The following is a 15,158-nucleotide window of genomic DNA, read 5'->3' on the forward strand; positions in this document are numbered from 1 at the left end:
GGGAGCGCTTTTTTCCTGCCGCTATATTTATTTGACCCTCAGTAAATCAGAACTTCGCGTTGTATAACGTGGTGAAAGCATGGCTCGCTTCATCTGCCATTGTTGCTGGATCCCCTGCCCGGCAAAATAGAGTGTTCCTCTGCCCTCTTTAGCATTCAGTGTATCCATTACCGTCATCAATTGCTCACTCCCGGGGCGCGGTGCGTTGTCATCGAATAAATTGAGCTGCGCGACTCCCTGACTGAAGAAATCCCCCAGCATCACGCCCGCTTTTTGGTAACGATGGCCCGCTTGCCAGATGGCATCCAGAGATCGCGTAGCAGCGTTAATGATATCCCTGCTGTCCTGAGTGGGCGTCAGCAGTTTTACCGACGCGCTATTGCCGTAATAAGGTTCATTGAGCGCAAATGGTGACGTCTTAATAAACGTGGAGATAAACCGACAATATTGATGCTCGCTGCGAAGTTTTTCCGCCGCCCGGGCAGCGTAACTACAAATGGCCTGCCGCATCGACGGATAATCCGTGATGCGTTCACCAAACGAGCGGGAACAGATAATTTCCTGCTTCGTCGGTGCAAACTCTTCCAGTTGCAAACAGGGTTCGCCGCGCAGTTCACGCACCGTTCTTTCGAGCACGACATTAAAATGTTTACGGATAAACCGGATATCTGTATCCGCCAAATCGAGAACGGTTTTGATCCCCATCGCGTCCAGTTTTTTGCTGATCCGCCGTCCAATCCCCCAGACGTCATCCACGGGGAGAGCAGACATTAATTTACGCTGGCGTTCCAGATTTGATAAATCCACCACCCCACCCGTCTGCCGCTGCCATTTTTTTGCCGCATGATTGGCAAGCTTAGCCAGCGTTTTGGTCTGGGCGATCCCCACACCAACAGTAAGATGGGTACGTTGTAGCACCGTTGCGCGAATTTCTCTGCCAAAATCAGTCAGATCGCGACAATTACGCACACCTGTCAGATCGCAGAATGCCTCATCAATACTGTAAATCTCGACGCGGGGCGATAGCTCTTCCAGCGTCGACATCACCCGATTGCTCATGTCTGCGTAAAGCTCATAATTGCTGCTAAAGCAAACCACGCCACAGCGACGAAACAGATCTTTTTGTTTGAACCAGGGATCGCCCATTTTAACGCCAAGCGCCTTTGCCTCAGCGTTTCGGGCGATAACGCAACCGTCATTATTCGATAGCACAACCACCGGTTTACCCCATAAATCAGGGCGAAACACCGTCTCACAGCTGGCATAAAACGCGTTTACATCACAGAGGGCAAACATCAGCGCATCGCCTTAACGACGTGGATCACCACACCAAAGACATCCAGCGTATCTTCACTACTGATGGTAATGGGCGAGTACGCGCTGTTCATGGGAATAAGCTGTACCGTCGGGCGTAGTTGCAATTTTTTCACCGTAAACTCGCCGTCAACAGCAGCGATGACAATATCACCATGGCTGGCGGTAATAGCGCTATCGACAATCAGTAAATCACCGTCACTAATTCCACCATCAATCATAGAATCACCACTTGCTTTGACGAAGTAAGTCGCGCTGGGATGCTGGATCAACAGTTGATTCAGATCGATGCGCTGTTCAACGTAATCTGCTGCCGGTGAAGGAAAGCCACACTGAACAAGATCGCTAAATAGCGGAAAAGTCACAATTTCGCGGAGATCCGCAGGCTTGATAAACAACATAATAATCTGCCTGAAGTTATACTGTTTTTATATACAGTAGTCTGTTCTTGCCAGCAGATCAATACTGATTCAGGCTATCAATATTTGTCGCTGCATAGGCTGCTGATTTTTCGTTCTCTTATCTTGTGCTCACGTGGCCTTCTGGCGACGACGCTCATCCAGCAGAAATGAAAAATATCACCCGGCTAAAAAATAGAATAGAAGCATTCGCCATAATGACATTAAACATTGTTTGATATTTATCATATTAATATAAATAAAGACATTGACGCATCCCGCCCGGCTAACTATGAATTAGATGAAGTAAAATTTATTAATAGTTGTAAAACAGGAGTTTCATTACAATTTATATATTTAAAGAGGCGAATGATTATGACTGAAATCGTTGCAGATAAAACGGTAGAAGTAGTTAAAAACGCAATCGAAACCGCAGATGGAGCATTAGATCTTTATAATAAATATCTCGATCAGGTCATCCCCTGGCAGACCTTTGATGAAACCATAAAAGAGTTAAGTCGCTTTAAACAGGAGTATTCACAGGCAGCCTCCGTTTTAGTCGGCGATATTAAAACCTTACTTATGGATAGCCAGGATAAGTATTTTGAAGCAACCCAAACAGTGTATGAATGGTGTGGTGTTGCGACGCAATTGCTCGCAGCGTATATTTTGCTATTTGATGAGTACAATGAGAAGAAAGCATCCGCCCAGAAAGACATTCTCATTAAGGTACTGGATGACGGCATCACGAAGCTGAATGAAGCGCAAAAATCCCTGCTGGTAAGCTCACAAAGTTTCAACAACGCTTCCGGGAAACTGCTGGCGTTAGATAGCCAGTTAACCAATGATTTTTCAGAAAAAAGCAGCTATTTCCAGTCACAGGTAGATAAAATCAGGAAGGAAGCATATGCCGGTGCCGCAGCCGGTGTCGTCGCCGGTCCATTTGGATTAATCATTTCCTATTCTATTGCTGCGGGCGTAGTTGAAGGAAAACTGATTCCAGAATTGAAGAACAAGTTAAAATCTGTGCAGAATTTCTTTACCACCCTGTCTAACACGGTTAAACAAGCGAATAAAGATATCGATGCCGCCAAATTGAAATTAACCACCGAAATAGCCGCCATCGGTGAGATAAAAACGGAAACTGAAACAACCAGATTCTACGTTGATTATGATGATTTAATGCTTTCTTTGCTAAAAGAAGCGGCCAAAAAAATGATTAACACCTGTAATGAGTATCAGAAAAGACACGGTAAAAAGACACTCTTTGAGGTACCTGAAGTCTGATAAGCGATTATTCTCTCCATGTACTCAAGGTATAAGGTTTATCACATTTAAAAACACAGACGTTTTTTAAAGATTGAGAGTTACCTGTTGATAATAAGGTATCGGGTAACTCTCATTATGACAGAGCGCTTTCAAAAACAGGGCTACGAAATGGCGAGCATCCAGACGTATATTAAGAAAGCCCCCATCAGCATCTATTAAATTTATCACTGCGCCCAGTCAGGTTTATTTAAGATATGATCCTGCCAGTCAATCACTTCTGATTCTTTCACTGCGATATGACGCACAGAGATACGTTCACCATGCATTGCCGCTTTCGAACCAGTAAGTAGCGGATGCCACGCAGGTAAATCTTTACCTTCCGCCAGCAAACGATAAGCGCAGGTCATTGGCAGCCATTCGAATGTTGGCAGATTTTCACGGGTTAATTTAATGCAGTCGGGTTCAAACTCGAAACGACGTTCGTAGTTCCGACATTGACAGGTTTTAATATTGAGCTGGCGACAGGCGACGTTAGTGAAGTAGATTTCGTCGGTGTCTTCATCCATCAGTTTATGCAGGCAACACTGACCGCAACCATCACACAACGACTCCCATTCCGCATCGCTCATTTCGTCCAGGGTTTTACTTTGCCAGAAAGGTACATCGCTCATCAGGTGTTCCGCCATTACGTTAAAACGCACCTTATAACCAGTCTGGCACAGCGATGCAAGTTTTGCCGCCGCTTTCAGGCGGCAAAAAGTATTACAAAACGCGAGTTGTCAAAGAATGCCCATCGAAAGTGACTGTCAGCTCATCACCGCTTTGCAACGGGCCGACGCCATCAGGCGTGCCTGTCAACACAACGTCACCGGCCTTGAGGGTAAAAAACTTGCTCATATAAGCGATCAGCGGAACGATTTTATGGATCATGTCCGCAGTCGTACCTTGCTGGCGTTGTTCGCCGTTTACGCTCAGGCTCAGCGTTGTATTTTGCGGGTCGCCGGTAAATTCCGCCGCGGGAATAAACCCGGAAAGCGGACAAGAGTTATCAAACGCTTTAGCCTTTTCCCACGGCTGCCCGGCTTTCTTCATTTTTCCCTGAACATCACGCAATGTCAGATCGAGCGCCACGCCATAACCGGCAATGGCTTTGCGGACATGCTCTTCCGTAGCCTGACGCAGTGTCGCGCCAATCAACACCGCCAGTTCGACTTCATGATGAACTGAACCGAAATCGGATGGGATCGCCAATGGCTGCCGCAGATCGCACAGTGCCGTTTCTGGTTTAATAAACAGCACTGGCTCTTCGGGCACTGCGCTGCCCATCTCTTTAATATGTTTGGCATAGTTACTGCCAACACAGACTACTTTACTCACCGGATAATCCAGCAGCGCACCTTGCCAGTTGTGATGTTGATACATAACGTTCCCCTCACCTTATCGTGGATATGAAAACCCGCGCCGACAAAGATAATGCCACCGCCGGATATCGGTTATTTGTTAGTGTCGTCTGTTTTCTGCCCCATGACGGAAAGATGTTGCTTCAGCAAATCTTCGGGTGGTGGCGGTAACTGCAAATAGTAACCTTGCTCGGTTAATGCCTGTTTAACCTTTTCAATATCGGCATTGACCAGTTTCTTCCGCCCATCCAGCGGCAGAATCATCGCTAACTGAGGCTGACCAAAACCTTTCATCAGTTCCTCAGGAACACGCGAAAAATCGTCTTTTTTTTCGACATATAAATAGGTCTGGTCACGCTTGCTGCTTCGATAAATCACACAAAACATACTTTTACTCTTTAAGATGCCAGGTTTTGGCATAAGCTAACATCAATGAAACCCGCGCCACAAGCCAGCCAGCTGTAGATTTCTACGGTTTGTTGAGTCCATGCCCCCTTTATAAGTAATCCCCCCGGCAAAAATGCCGCAACGTGATTTTACCGAACGCAGGAAAGCCACTGGAATTCTCCCGTTAGGGATTGTTATATTATAACAGTTCATCGTACTCATTCTGAACAGGAGACTACCAATGAAAATCAAGAGCATCAGGAAGGCTGTATTGCTGCTTGCACTGCTAACCTCCACGAGCTTTGCTGCGGGTAAGAATGTCAATGTTGAGTTCAGAAAAGGCCATAGCAGCGCTCAGTACTCCGGCGAAATAAAGGGATACGATTACGATACATATACCTTCTATGCCAAAAAAGGTCAGAAAGTGCATGTGAGTATCTCTAATGAAGGCGCTGATACTTACCTCTTCGGGCCAGGAATCGATGATTCAGTTGATTTATCCAGATATTCCCCAGAACTCGATAGTCACGGACAATACTCACTCCCTGCTTCTGGCAAATATGAGCTGCGAGTGTTGCAAACCCGAAACGACGCCCGTAAAAACAAAACTAAAAAATATAACGTCGATATTCAAATTAAGTAAATGTCAACCGACGGGGACTCTCCCCGTCATAAACGTTAATGCCCCACTCCTCTCTGTCGCTCAAGAGGTTAATGACGAATAGAACATAATGTAAACAAGACATCACTCACGACACATAAATAACATCTTTGTGGTGGTTTGATTGATTTTTCCACTCCGCTTACCATCCACACCAAAATAACGATCATCACGACATAATTTTTCTTTAACATCGCAAAATACACCGTTAGCGAATGTAAATTCGCTGGGATCGTAGCCTTGTAATGATTGTAAGTTTTCAGCGGCTTTTTCGCCGAGATATTTCCTTGTTAACTCTGGGGAAATGCCATCTGAGTTCACACAAATATACGGGTCGCAAACAACGCCGCACGCCGGAGATTGAAGTCCGCCAGCGTCATTTCCAGACGCCATTGATGAGAACATCATCCCCACACCTGACAATCCGATATAAAAAATACGCATCATATTCATAGCACATCCTGATAATCCAACCGTACAACACTTATGCTCATTTCATCATCAATCCGTAATCAAAACCGCTGACCTGGACGAGTTACGATGACCTGACAGAAGTATCAGACGTCTTCTGCGGTTTCTATGATAGAGCAATTCTGTGGCGGATATTAAGATAACGGGTATCTGTTCTTTAATGATGCCGCAAAAAATGGAAAGTTAAGAAAGCCTGGCGTGGTGAAAAAATACACTTGCCTCAATACTGGATATTTAAACAGGTCTGGAGATGCTGTCACGATTAGGGTGCGGAAAAAGGAAGCGTAAATAAGAACAATCAAAAGTACGACGGCAATGGGTTGATTGACAAGGGTATTTTTTAAGCTATGAATCAGCGCCATTTATCACAGAATAGACTTTTACTCTGAATAAATGGGAGGGTGACTTGCCTCAATATAATCCAGACTATAACATGCCTTATAGTCTTCGGAACATCATCGCGCGCTGGCGATGATTAATAGCTAATTGAGTAAGGCCAGGATGTCAAACACGCCAATCGAGCTTAAAGGCAGTAGCTTCACTTTATCTGTGGTTCATCTGCATGAGGCAGAACCTAAGGTTATCCATCAGGCGCTGGAAGACAAAATCGCTCAGGCCCCCGCATTTTTAAAACATGCCCCCGTTGTACTCAACGTCAGTGCACTGGAAGACCCGGTAAACTGGTCAGCGATGCATAAGGCGGTTTCGGCAACCGGTTTGCGGGTTATTGGCGTAAGTGGCTGCAAAGATGCGCAACTTAAAGCCGAAATTGAAAAGATGGGGCTGCCTATCCTGACGGAAGGAAAGGAAAAAGCGCCACGTCCAGCTCCCACACCGCAGGCTCCAGCGCAAAATACAACGCCGGTCACAAAAACGCGTTTAATAGATACCCCGGTGCGTTCCGGTCAGCGTATTTATGCTCCACAATGTGATCTGATTGTTACAAGCCACGTTAGCGCTGGGGCCGAATTGATTGCCGATGGGAACATTCATGTCTATGGCATGATGCGCGGTCGTGCGCTGGCAGGGGCAAGTGGTGACCGGGAAACGCAAATATTTTGTACGAACCTGATGGCGGAACTGGTGTCCATCGCAGGTGAATACTGGCTGAGTGATCAAATCCCAGCAGAATTTTATGGCAAAGCGGCGCGACTGCAGTTAGTCGAAAACGCTTTGACCGTTCAACCGTTAAATTGATCCCTTTTTAACAAGGAATTTCTATGGCACGCATTATTGTTGTTACTTCGGGCAAAGGGGGTGTTGGTAAGACAACCTCCAGCGCGGCCATCGCCACTGGTTTGGCCCAGAAGGGAAAGAAAACTGTCGTGATAGATTTTGATATCGGCCTGCGTAATCTCGACCTGATTATGGGTTGTGAACGCCGGGTCGTTTACGATTTCGTCAACGTCATTCAGGGCGATGCAACGCTAAATCAGGCGTTAATTAAAGATAAGCGTACTGAAAATCTCTATATTCTGCCGGCATCGCAAACACGCGATAAAGATGCCCTCACCCGTGAAGGGGTCGCCAAAGTTCTTGATGATCTGAAAGCGATGGATTTTGAATTTATCGTTTGTGACTCCCCGGCAGGGATTGAAACCGGTGCGTTAATGGCACTCTATTTTGCAGACGAAGCCATTATTACCACCAACCCGGAAGTCTCCTCAGTACGCGACTCTGACCGTATTTTAGGCATTCTGGCGTCGAAATCACGCCGCGCAGAAAATGGCGAAGAGCCTATTAAAGAGCACCTGCTGTTAACGCGCTATAACCCAGGCCGCGTAAGCAGAGGTGACATGCTGAGCATGGAAGATGTGCTGGAGATCCTGCGCATCAAACTCGTCGGCGTGATCCCAGAGGATCAATCAGTATTGCGCGCCTCTAACCAGGGTGAACCGGTCATTCTCGACATTAACGCCGATGCGGGTAAAGCCTACGCAGATACCGTAGAACGTCTGTTGGGAGAAGAACGTCCTTTCCGCTTCATTGAAGAAGAGAAGAAAGGCTTCCTCAAACGCTTGTTCGGAGGATAAGTTATGGCATTACTCGATTTCTTTCTCTCGCGGAAGAAAAACACAGCCAACATTGCAAAAGAACGGCTGCAGATTATTGTTGCTGAACGCCGTCGCAGCGATGCAGAACCGCATTATCTGCCGCAGTTGCGTAAAGATATTCTTGAGGTCATTTGTAAATACGTACAAATTGATCCTGAGATGGTAACCGTACAGCTTGAGCAAAAAGATGGCGATATTTCTATTCTTGAGCTGAACGTGACCTTACCGGAAGCAGAAGAGCTGAAATAAGCCCGCTGTAAAAGCGCATTTATCTTCAAGGCAGAGTTATCTCTGCCTTGAGTTTTTCATCCCTCTCATCCACGTTGTGGTAAAGCGGCGAGTATTCTTGCTGATACTCCTCATTGCTATTTCCACCTCCCCCTTTACACCTTAAGGCTGTTCCCACGCACAAAACAAAATGTTTATGCCTGGTTGAGTAAATAACCTTATTGTTAGTATGGATATACTGGGAGATGATAACCCCGCAATTTCATTATTCATTGTTCTCCCATAGGATGAGGTTTCCCGCCGTAACTGGCGGGCTTTTTTTGCCCCAGAATTTTCCCTTTCAACATCCTGTAAACGAAAACTGCGCCGAAGCGCAGTTTAATCGTTGATGGTCAGAACGACCAGTTCACACCAGCCACCGCGTTCCACGGGGATTCCACACCGGCACCATGGCTATACCCCACCCCGAGATGTCCGCTAAACGTACTGCTGAATGAGGCTTTAATAGCTGCCTGGTATATTCCACGTCTGCCCGACAAATCATTGACGAAATTACCGTCATTATTCACCTTCACCCGGTTATCATCGACAAATTCTTTGCGCACAGCCGCCTTCAGCCAGGGTTCATTTCCATACCGTTCCCCAGGCGCATGTTGTAACTCAGCGTTGCACCCAGTTCACGATATATACTGCGGGTATCGACTGATTTCGATTCCATGCCATTGGATAAATGATAGTAGCGTCTAAGTGACCTAAGCTCTGCTGCAACATCAGCCCGCAGGCACCAGACCAGGGGATTCATCCTGAAGAGACAGCGCAGGTGTATTGTGTTCACCGCTCACCAAAGACATCATGATGAAATGATGATATCCCGCATAAGAAAGAGGCATTTTTTACACGCAGTGCGCTGAAGTGTAGTTGGATAAAAAATCACTCTTTTCTGATAATACTGTCGTACGCTTATCTTTCGACAATGAGGCCGTCGGCAAAATAAAATGACTAATGTAATCGTTGCTGATGAATATCTTCTGCTCACATAAAAATCACACAATAATATTGATAAATCAGATTATCTTACCTTTACAACATTGCGTTAACAGTCAATGACACTTCTTGAATAAAAATATTGTCAATCAATGAGTTATTCCTCATTTAAGATTATTCTCATTCACGTAAAAAACATAATTCCTATCATCACAGCCACGCTCATTTTGAATTATCTGAATAATAGCGAGCGTTCTTTAGTTAAGCAGATCTTAATTGAAGACGAAATTATTGTGTGTGCAACTTACTTAATACCGGACATCTAAGTTGAAGAAAAAAATACTTGCCTTCGGGCTTATCTCAGCATTGTTCTGCTCCACGCCAGCGATGGCGGATATGAACCGCACCACGAAAGGTGCATTGCTAGGCGCAGGCGTTGGTTTACTTACTGGCAATGGTGTTAATGGCGTACTGAAAGGTGCAGCTGTTGGCGCTGGTGTTGGTGCAGTAACAGAAAAAGGCCGCGACGGTAAAAATGCGCGTAAAGGTGCAAAAGTGGGTGCCGCCGTTGGTGCTGTCACTGGCGTTCTGACCGGCAATGGCCTCGAAGGGGCGATTAAAGGTGCCGTGATTGGCGGTACGGGTGGTGCAATTCTGGGTAAAATGAAATAAGGAATGATGATGAAAAAATTTGCTTTACTGGCGGGCCTGTTTGTTTTCGCACCAATGACCTGGGCGCAGGACTACAATATTAAAAACGGTTTGCCGTCAGAAACCTATATTACTTGCGCAGAAGCCAACGAAATGGCAAAAACTGACAGCGCACAGGTTGCAGAAATTGTTGCGGTAATGGGTAATGCCAGCGTTGCCAGCCGTGATTTAAAAATTGAGCAATCTCCGGAACTGAGCGCCAAAGTGGTAGAAAAACTGAATCAGGTTTGCGCTAAAGACCCGCAAATGCTGTTGATCACGGCAATTGATGACACCATGCGTGCTATCGGCAAAAAATAATATTTCATATGTACCGCGTCGATGAATACGACGCGGTTTTTTAGCTAACGGCGGGATCAGAACTTATATTTCAGGCCCACCATCACTGCGGTGTCATTGTAGCCATTATCACCCAGCTGCACGCCCACATTCCCCAGACGCTGGCCGCTGGATTCAGGTTGCCATTTACGCCAAGTTTAATTTCCCCCAAATTACTCGCCCCATCTTGTTCGACTTTCACACCGTTCATTGAGACAGCAAAATCTTTACTGTTATGGATCCAGTTCATTTCAACAAAAGGTTCAAAGTCGTCACCGTGCGGACCGCTGTTTTTCTCCTGAGTACGAATAAAGGTGCGGAAGCCGAGTCGGGTCTGGATGTTGTTATTTGCGTCATTCTCAATACGTGAGCCATTGGCTTCCGTGTGCGCATTATGATCGACGCCCATCCAGATAGCCTGTGCCTGTGGCTGGAAGATCCACGTATATTTCGCCGCTTCCAGACCAAAGGATTTATTCAGGGCAAAACCGTAACCCGCTTCCAGCGAGACGGTTGCACCTTTCGCGCTATAGGATTCATAGGCTAATTCATCCCCTTTCACCGAGTTTTTAAACCAGCTATATTGCGCCCAGGAGTCAATGTATGCGCCTTTTTTACTGATGTCATCGGCAAACCAGGTGGCATACAGCCCTGCGCTATAGCCTCTGACACTCCCTTTCGAACGATAATCCGACACGCTGGAATGAGTTAAGTTGTAGTCGCGGGCATAACCAGCCATCACTCCCAAACGCCAACTGTCACTATCGGTAAAACCACCGGTTAACAGATCGCCCCCTAACTGCGAGACGTAGCGATGCGAGGTCGTTCTCAACTGTCCGTTGCTGTCACGCCAGGCATTATGCCCGCCAATTTGACGTAGCCAAAGTCGGCTTGAACGCTCCTGTTCAGTTACAGGATCGATGTAGCGCGTTTCACCCGCACGGTCGTTCAGACGCATAACAAAAAGAGTGTTAGCAGCTGCCAGGTTAGCGACGTAACTTCCAGCTTCGGGGCGCAGGACGGGGGTAGGCGTTTCTGTTGATTCTGAATTTCCCTCTGAGCTGTTATCCTCCTCATTCACTGACTGATAACTTGTCAAATACCAGTTTTTGCCTTGTTGTTTTAGTTGATATTCGAAAGCTCCAGCTGCAATCCTTGCATCACCTTATCTGAAGGCATCTGCTGGAGATTCATCGCCATTCACAGTTATGAGTTCGATCCCGTTTAGCGTGGCCGCGCCGCTTCCTCCAGCATTTTTCACATAGACGGTAGTTGAACCCGAAGTATTACCCTCAACAATAAGTCTGTCCGTAGCCGATTTATCATCACCTAATACGGTGCGGATATTAAGCTGACCATTATTACCGACATAATTACCTTTTACGGTTAATGTTTTTCCTTGGGTAAATGTTTGACCATCATCATACGAAAGATTGATAATACTGTCTGAATTAGTCAGATGGGTAACAACGGAGTCATCTTTCATATTCCAGATTGTATTTTCTGAAAGCTTCAGCGTGGTTGTGCCGCTGACGAGTTTAGTCGCTCCATTTAGAATAGAGTCGGACGAAATTATGTTTAAGTCACCTCCAGTATTATTAACCAGAACATTATTACCAGGTGTGATAATACTTCGATTAAGGATACTTACATCCGTTGTAGTTTTGTTAACATCAATACTATCCAAAGCACTTGAAAGTTCAACACTTAATAGTGCTATTTTGGCTTGAGAATCGATATTTGATGCATCAATTGATATTCCTTTATCTTGTTTTGATACCGCGGTGACATTGGAAAAAAATAACTCTCCACCATTGTATATTTTTGCAATGGGGGCTTTAGTGCCTGTTGTTGTAATAGAACTATTTTTTATATCAATGTTACCTTGTCGAATAGCAACTGCATAACTTCCATCAGCCACAGTTTCAAGTGCCACATAATCTAAATTAATATATGCTTTTTTCCCATTAGCATAAGCACCATAGCTATTAATGCCATTAGTTGTTATGGAACCACCATTCATTTTTAAATCAGCACGGCTAATAACTTCGTAACTGTTAGAATCACTAACTTCATCATCTACAGCATCGACACATGTTCGAGACTCTCCAGGACTTGAACATGCAAGAACACCTACTGCATTTTCCCCAGAGGTAACAATGTTCGTTTTATCTGTGGTTTCAAGACGGGTGTTATTTACCATCTTTTCAGAATCATTAACCTGGCTTAAAAGTCCCGCTGAATATGCCCCACCCGACTCGACTGAATTATCACCATTCATAAAGATGGTGCCACCAAATTCACTGACTACTGCGCTGGCTGTTATCCCTCCATTTTCTTTGTCAGATACGCTTCCAGAGGTCTTAATATCGCTATCGCTTATATATAATACTTTGTTTTGACTATCAACAGAAATACCATAAGATCCATCACCACTAGTCATCACACTGGCATTATTTATATATCCAGTTACACCGTCATCCACTTTCACAGCATGGCTTTCGTCTTCAGTGGTTAGATACTCTCCATTACTTATCGGATTATTATCTTTGATTTCAATCGGCGATTCTTCATCAGTCATATAGGAAATTATACTATAATCATCCAACAATTGTGTTGCATATGCATTACCCACCGCCAGAGCAATAAGTCCCAAACTAAACCCGGGGAGTTTTTTCAGTTTCATAGATTAACCATCCATTCATTGGATTAACAAACATTCCTGGTCAAATAACCTATGAGCTCAGATTACCAAAACGGAGGGTAAAGACAAAAACAAAAGCACAAAAAATTTAAATAGATAAACAGCGACAATATATAAATGATAAATAAGTCGGCATTATCATTTTTCACCTTATTTTCATGACATTGATCACTTTGAGGTGACGATTTTGTTTAACAAATAACTCTTCGACATCAAAATTGTTAATAGTTGCGATGAGGATTATTTCGGTGATATATAAAAACAACCGTGATAACACCAGGGTTGACAACTATTTGCGCAATAATGCCTTTCCTTCAATGATCCAGGCGTTCACTGCCAGCAACCCATTCAGCCGCATACTGACAGTGAGAAACTGAAAGATTATTGCTGATCCCTGTGGTTGACGAGTCTTTCTCTTAATCGATTAACCAGATTGATCGCCAGCCAAACAAGGGCATTAAGCAAATTTATCGTCACAAGCACTTCTCCCAGCCCGGTACTGGGTTTTGCAATAAGGATGACCAGGAGGGTGATCAGCATAAATGCAATGGAAAATATGATATAGAGAGTGAAATAATCCAGATTATTACTATTGTTCATGCTACTAATGGCAATCCTGTCAAAACTTTCAAACAATTATAGCAAACAAAATAATGAACAATAGTAACAAGAGGCAACGAGCTAATTAGCTGTCTATAATTACACCGCACTATGGCCTTACTGATCAATTTTCACTCAACCACAACCTTCACCTTCGGTTTAGAAAGGATAATTTTGACCAGGTCGATGTATGTAACAGGTTTATAGAAATAATAACCCTGCTGAAATGTGATATAATTTTGGTTCAGATAGTCAAGTTGTTCTTTCGTTTCGACACCTTCAGCGACGATACTGATCGAAAGTTTACGCGCCAGATCCAATACACAATCCAGAATTCGGGTTGATTCTGGGTCTGCGTTTACGCGGCCAACGAAACTGTGATCAATTTTGATATAATCAATATGCAGGTCATGAAGATAAGAAAGCCCTGAGTAGCCAGTACCGAAATCATCCAGTGCGATGACAAAACCATTTTCATGCAGTATGTTCAACCGCTGAACCAGACTTTCATCAACATTCAATGGCTCACGCTCGGTGACTTCCAGAACAAGGTTTAAATCGCGGCGGGTAAAACTGTCACGGAAATTTAAACACTCGTCGACAAACGTCGGCGAAATAATATGCGAAGCGCTAAAATTAATTCCAATATGAAAACCTTCCGGCAATTTACTCGCGATAGCGTTCATCTGTCTGGCAACCTGATTCATCAGGCTTTGCGTAAGCGGAACGATTAATCCGGATTTTTCAGCAAGTGGAATAAATGCCGCGGGTGATATATATCCACCGTGAGGTTGTTTCCAGCGGGCTAACACCTCAACTCCCCGCAATGTCCCTTCCCGACCATTTACCACAGGTTGGTAAAAAGGGACGATCTCCCCATTATTTATTGCCCGTCGCAGGATCTCTTCAGGCGTTGCGCTTTTATTGAAATATCTATCAAGCAGGAAGGCAGCGGCGCAGGCGATTAACAGAATAAATATTAAAATCCCAAAGCCTTTATCGATAAGTCTGTAGAAGCTAAAGAGTGGCGGCGGGTTAAAGATAATAGTGAAATGATATTTTGTGGAGTGAACCTTCTCGGTATAGGGATAATGTCCATTAAGCGTCATCACATCACCCGTTGGTCCAATAATGTCATCCGCCACGCGTAATACATACCTTACCCCTTTCAAGGGTACATTAAGTGCCCCACGAATATGCTGATCGCTTATCGTAACCAAAATGCGCGTATCTGCAAATTGGTTCTGATAGAGCAGGATAGGTAATCTATTAACGGTGTCGATTGCTGGAGCCAACAGTAAATTACTGTCCGGGAAAACAGGAATACGAGACAACAGGACCCGATTCCCAGGCAGGGATGTACACCAGACTATTCCCTGTTTGAGAATGATGATTGTGCGCAGGTGAGGTTTCAGAGCTGCTTCAGTGCCAAGCTGATATTGCTCCTCGAGGTTGCATTCCTTCCCGGCAATGTTAACCGCTGTTTGAGTCGCTTGTGACGCTTCTTCAAGTATATGATTGATATTGTTGGCGGCATATCTCGCTCCCGCCAGGTACTCTGCTTTTGCGGAATACCAGAGCTGGATGTTCAAAATAGCGACACCGGTAATAAACAAGCATATCGCAACGAGGATGGGTATGAGTGTATTGCGCATTTGC

Annotated in this window: 18 protein-coding genes and 2 pseudogenes; 8 read left to right on the forward strand and 12 right to left on the reverse strand. The window is 44.9% G+C overall.

Going from position 1 to position 15,158, the window contains the following annotated elements; all coding sequences use genetic code 11:
* Window positions 1-27: 27 nt before the first annotated feature.
* Together umuC and KXD89_RS12825 are read right to left on the reverse strand one after the other, a co-directional pair.
* Window positions 28-1,296: a DNA polymerase V catalytic protein gene (gene umuC / locus KXD89_RS12820; RefSeq protein WP_000457616.1), complete on the reverse strand. Its 1,269-nt coding sequence runs from the start codon at window positions 1,294-1,296 to the stop codon at window positions 28-30.
* A complete protein-coding gene (locus KXD89_RS12825; RefSeq protein ID WP_000897378.1) occupies window positions 1,296-1,715 on the reverse strand; it encodes a translesion error-prone DNA polymerase V autoproteolytic subunit in 420 nt (139 codons plus the stop codon). Before KXD89_RS12825 ends, umuC begins: the two co-directional genes overlap by 1 nt.
* A 372-nt stretch (window positions 1,716-2,087) precedes the next feature.
* On the opposite strand from KXD89_RS12825, the gene hlyE reads away from it, so the two are divergent.
* Window positions 2,088-2,999: a hemolysin HlyE gene (hlyE, locus tag KXD89_RS12830; protein ID WP_001336523.1), complete on the forward strand. Its 912-nt coding sequence runs from the start codon at window positions 2,088-2,090 to the stop codon at window positions 2,997-2,999.
* A 206-nt stretch (window positions 3,000-3,205) separates the two neighbouring features.
* Here the strand turns inward: hlyE and KXD89_RS12835 are convergent, their stop codons facing one another.
* The 3 genes from KXD89_RS12835 to KXD89_RS12845 all read right to left on the reverse strand — a co-directional run bounded on the left by KXD89_RS12835 (window position 3,206) and on the right by KXD89_RS12845 (window position 4,768).
* Window positions 3,206-3,652, reverse strand: coding sequence for a YcgN family cysteine cluster protein (locus tag KXD89_RS12835; protein WP_001306825.1), 447 nt, complete (start codon window positions 3,650-3,652; stop codon window positions 3,206-3,208).
* Window positions 3,653-3,743: 91 nt separating this feature from the next.
* Window positions 3,744-4,403 (reverse strand): fumarylacetoacetate hydrolase family protein, encoded by a 660-nt coding sequence (locus tag KXD89_RS12840; RefSeq protein ID WP_000284280.1) that lies wholly within the window; start codon window positions 4,401-4,403, stop codon window positions 3,744-3,746.
* 71 nt (window positions 4,404-4,474) lie between these two features.
* Window positions 4,475-4,768 carry a YcgL domain-containing protein gene (locus KXD89_RS12845; protein WP_001295992.1) on the reverse strand — a complete coding sequence of 98 codons (294 nt, stop codon included), beginning with the start codon at window positions 4,766-4,768 and terminating at the stop codon, window positions 4,475-4,477.
* A gap of 241 nt (window positions 4,769-5,009) precedes the next feature.
* Here KXD89_RS12845 and pliG point away from each other — a divergent pair, with 241 nt between their 5' ends.
* A complete protein-coding gene (pliG, locus tag KXD89_RS12850) occupies window positions 5,010-5,411 on the forward strand; it encodes a g-type lysoyme inhibitor PliG (protein WP_000695215.1) in 402 nt (133 codons plus the stop codon).
* A gap of 102 nt (window positions 5,412-5,513) precedes the next feature.
* Here pliG and KXD89_RS12855 read toward each other — a convergent pair whose 3' ends face one another.
* Entirely contained in the window at window positions 5,514-5,882 is a 369-nt protein-coding gene (locus KXD89_RS12855) for a YcgJ family protein (protein ID WP_001056840.1), read from the reverse strand.
* A 519-nt stretch (window positions 5,883-6,401) separates the two neighbouring features.
* Here KXD89_RS12855 and minC point away from each other — a divergent pair.
* From minC to minE, 3 genes are read left to right on the forward strand one after another with little or no spacing between them, the layout of a single operon-like run.
* Window positions 6,402-7,097, forward strand: coding sequence for a septum site-determining protein MinC (gene minC / locus KXD89_RS12860; RefSeq protein WP_001301105.1), 696 nt, complete (start codon window positions 6,402-6,404; stop codon window positions 7,095-7,097).
* Window positions 7,098-7,120: 23 nt separating this feature from the next.
* On the forward strand, window positions 7,121-7,933 hold the full coding sequence (gene minD, locus KXD89_RS12865; protein ID WP_000101055.1) for a septum site-determining protein MinD: 813 nt from the start codon (window positions 7,121-7,123) through the stop codon (window positions 7,931-7,933).
* Between the two features lie 3 nt (window positions 7,934-7,936).
* Entirely contained in the window at window positions 7,937-8,203 is a 267-nt protein-coding gene (minE, locus tag KXD89_RS12870; RefSeq protein WP_001185665.1) for a cell division topological specificity factor MinE, read from the forward strand.
* Window positions 8,204-8,574: 371 nt separating this feature from the next.
* Here minE and KXD89_RS12875 read toward each other — a convergent pair.
* The 3 genes and pseudogenes from KXD89_RS12875 to ymgJ form a co-directional block, all read right to left on the reverse strand.
* A pseudogene (locus KXD89_RS12875) lies at window positions 8,575-8,918 on the reverse strand (autotransporter outer membrane beta-barrel domain-containing protein); the annotation flags it as partial.
* A gap of 34 nt (window positions 8,919-8,952) precedes the next feature.
* A complete protein-coding gene (locus KXD89_RS12880; RefSeq protein ID WP_001131446.1) occupies window positions 8,953-9,072 on the reverse strand; it encodes a hypothetical protein in 120 nt (39 codons plus the stop codon).
* A complete protein-coding gene (ymgJ, locus tag KXD89_RS12885; RefSeq protein WP_001325005.1) occupies window positions 9,033-9,218 on the reverse strand; it encodes a protein YmgJ in 186 nt (61 codons plus the stop codon). Before ymgJ ends, KXD89_RS12880 begins: the two co-directional genes overlap by 40 nt.
* Before the next feature lie 100 nt (window positions 9,219-9,318).
* On the opposite strand from ymgJ, the gene ymgI reads away from it, so the two are divergent.
* Genes ymgI through KXD89_RS12900 form a run of 3 tightly spaced genes read left to right on the forward strand, consistent with a single transcriptional unit; the run spans window position 9,319 to window position 10,177 of the window.
* Window positions 9,319-9,492, forward strand: a complete 174-nt coding sequence (ymgI, locus tag KXD89_RS12890) for a protein YmgI (RefSeq protein WP_000122462.1) — start codon at window positions 9,319-9,321, stop codon at window positions 9,490-9,492.
* 1 nt (window position 9,493) lies between these two features.
* Complete coding sequence (locus KXD89_RS12895) at window positions 9,494-9,838, forward strand: YMGG-like glycine zipper-containing protein (RefSeq protein ID WP_000726974.1); 345 nt, start codon at window positions 9,494-9,496, stop codon at window positions 9,836-9,838.
* Between the two features lie 3 nt (window positions 9,839-9,841).
* Window positions 9,842-10,177 (forward strand): YmgD family protein, encoded by a 336-nt coding sequence (locus KXD89_RS12900; RefSeq protein WP_000979977.1) that lies wholly within the window; start codon window positions 9,842-9,844, stop codon window positions 10,175-10,177.
* A 56-nt stretch (window positions 10,178-10,233) separates the two neighbouring features.
* Here KXD89_RS12900 and ycgH read toward each other — a convergent pair.
* The 3 genes and pseudogenes from ycgH to KXD89_RS12915 all read right to left on the reverse strand — a co-directional run bounded on the left by ycgH (window position 10,234) and on the right by KXD89_RS12915 (window position 15,154).
* A pseudogene (gene ycgH / locus KXD89_RS12905) lies at window positions 10,234-12,881 on the reverse strand (autotransporter YcgH).
* 399 nt (window positions 12,882-13,280) lie between these two features.
* The gene (gene ymgF / locus KXD89_RS12910; RefSeq protein ID WP_001065861.1) at window positions 13,281-13,499 is read right to left on the reverse strand and encodes a cell division-associated protein YmgF; all 219 of its coding nucleotides are present in this window, start codon (window positions 13,497-13,499) and stop codon (window positions 13,281-13,283) included.
* Window positions 13,500-13,630: 131 nt separating this feature from the next.
* The gene (locus KXD89_RS12915) at window positions 13,631-15,154 is read right to left on the reverse strand and encodes a cyclic diguanylate phosphodiesterase (RefSeq protein ID WP_001246499.1); all 1,524 of its coding nucleotides are present in this window, start codon (window positions 15,152-15,154) and stop codon (window positions 13,631-13,633) included.
* Window positions 15,155-15,158 lie beyond the last annotated feature (4 nt).

This window comes from Escherichia sp. TC-EC600-tetX4 (genome assembly GCF_019356055.1).
In the GTDB taxonomy this organism is placed as follows: domain Bacteria; phylum Pseudomonadota; class Gammaproteobacteria; order Enterobacterales; family Enterobacteriaceae.

Coding starts and splice junctions, on each gene's coding strand:
- pliG (WP_000695215.1), top strand. CDS start 5,010: ATGAAAATCAAGAGCATCAGGAAGGCTGTATTGCTGCTTGCACTGCTA.
- KXD89_RS12900 (WP_000979977.1), top strand. CDS start 9,842: ATGATGATGAAAAAATTTGCTTTACTGGCGGGCCTGTTTGTTTTCGCA.
- KXD89_RS12915 (WP_001246499.1), bottom strand. CDS start 15,154: ATGCGCAATACACTCATACCCATCCTCGTTGCGATATGCTTGTTTATT.
- KXD89_RS12845 (WP_001295992.1), bottom strand. CDS start 4,768: ATGTTTTGTGTGATTTATCGAAGCAGCAAGCGTGACCAGACCTATTTA.
- KXD89_RS12825 (WP_000897378.1), bottom strand. CDS start 1,715: ATGTTGTTTATCAAGCCTGCGGATCTCCGCGAAATTGTGACTTTTCCG.
- KXD89_RS12855 (WP_001056840.1), bottom strand. CDS start 5,882: ATGAATATGATGCGTATTTTTTATATCGGATTGTCAGGTGTGGGGATG.
- hlyE (WP_001336523.1), top strand. CDS start 2,088: ATGACTGAAATCGTTGCAGATAAAACGGTAGAAGTAGTTAAAAACGCA.
- KXD89_RS12880 (WP_001131446.1), bottom strand. CDS start 9,072: ATGCCTCTTTCTTATGCGGGATATCATCATTTCATCATGATGTCTTTG.
- minE (WP_001185665.1), top strand. CDS start 7,937: ATGGCATTACTCGATTTCTTTCTCTCGCGGAAGAAAAACACAGCCAAC.
- minD (WP_000101055.1), top strand. CDS start 7,121: ATGGCACGCATTATTGTTGTTACTTCGGGCAAAGGGGGTGTTGGTAAG.
- umuC (WP_000457616.1), bottom strand. CDS start 1,296: ATGTTTGCCCTCTGTGATGTAAACGCGTTTTATGCCAGCTGTGAGACG.
- minC (WP_001301105.1), top strand. CDS start 6,402: ATGTCAAACACGCCAATCGAGCTTAAAGGCAGTAGCTTCACTTTATCT.
- ymgF (WP_001065861.1), bottom strand. CDS start 13,499: ATGAACAATAGTAATAATCTGGATTATTTCACTCTCTATATCATATTT.
- ymgI (WP_000122462.1), top strand. CDS start 9,319: ATGAGTTATTCCTCATTTAAGATTATTCTCATTCACGTAAAAAACATA.
- KXD89_RS12835 (WP_001306825.1), bottom strand. CDS start 3,652: ATGAGCGATGTACCTTTCTGGCAAAGTAAAACCCTGGACGAAATGAGC.
- KXD89_RS12840 (WP_000284280.1), bottom strand. CDS start 4,403: ATGTATCAACATCACAACTGGCAAGGTGCGCTGCTGGATTATCCGGTG.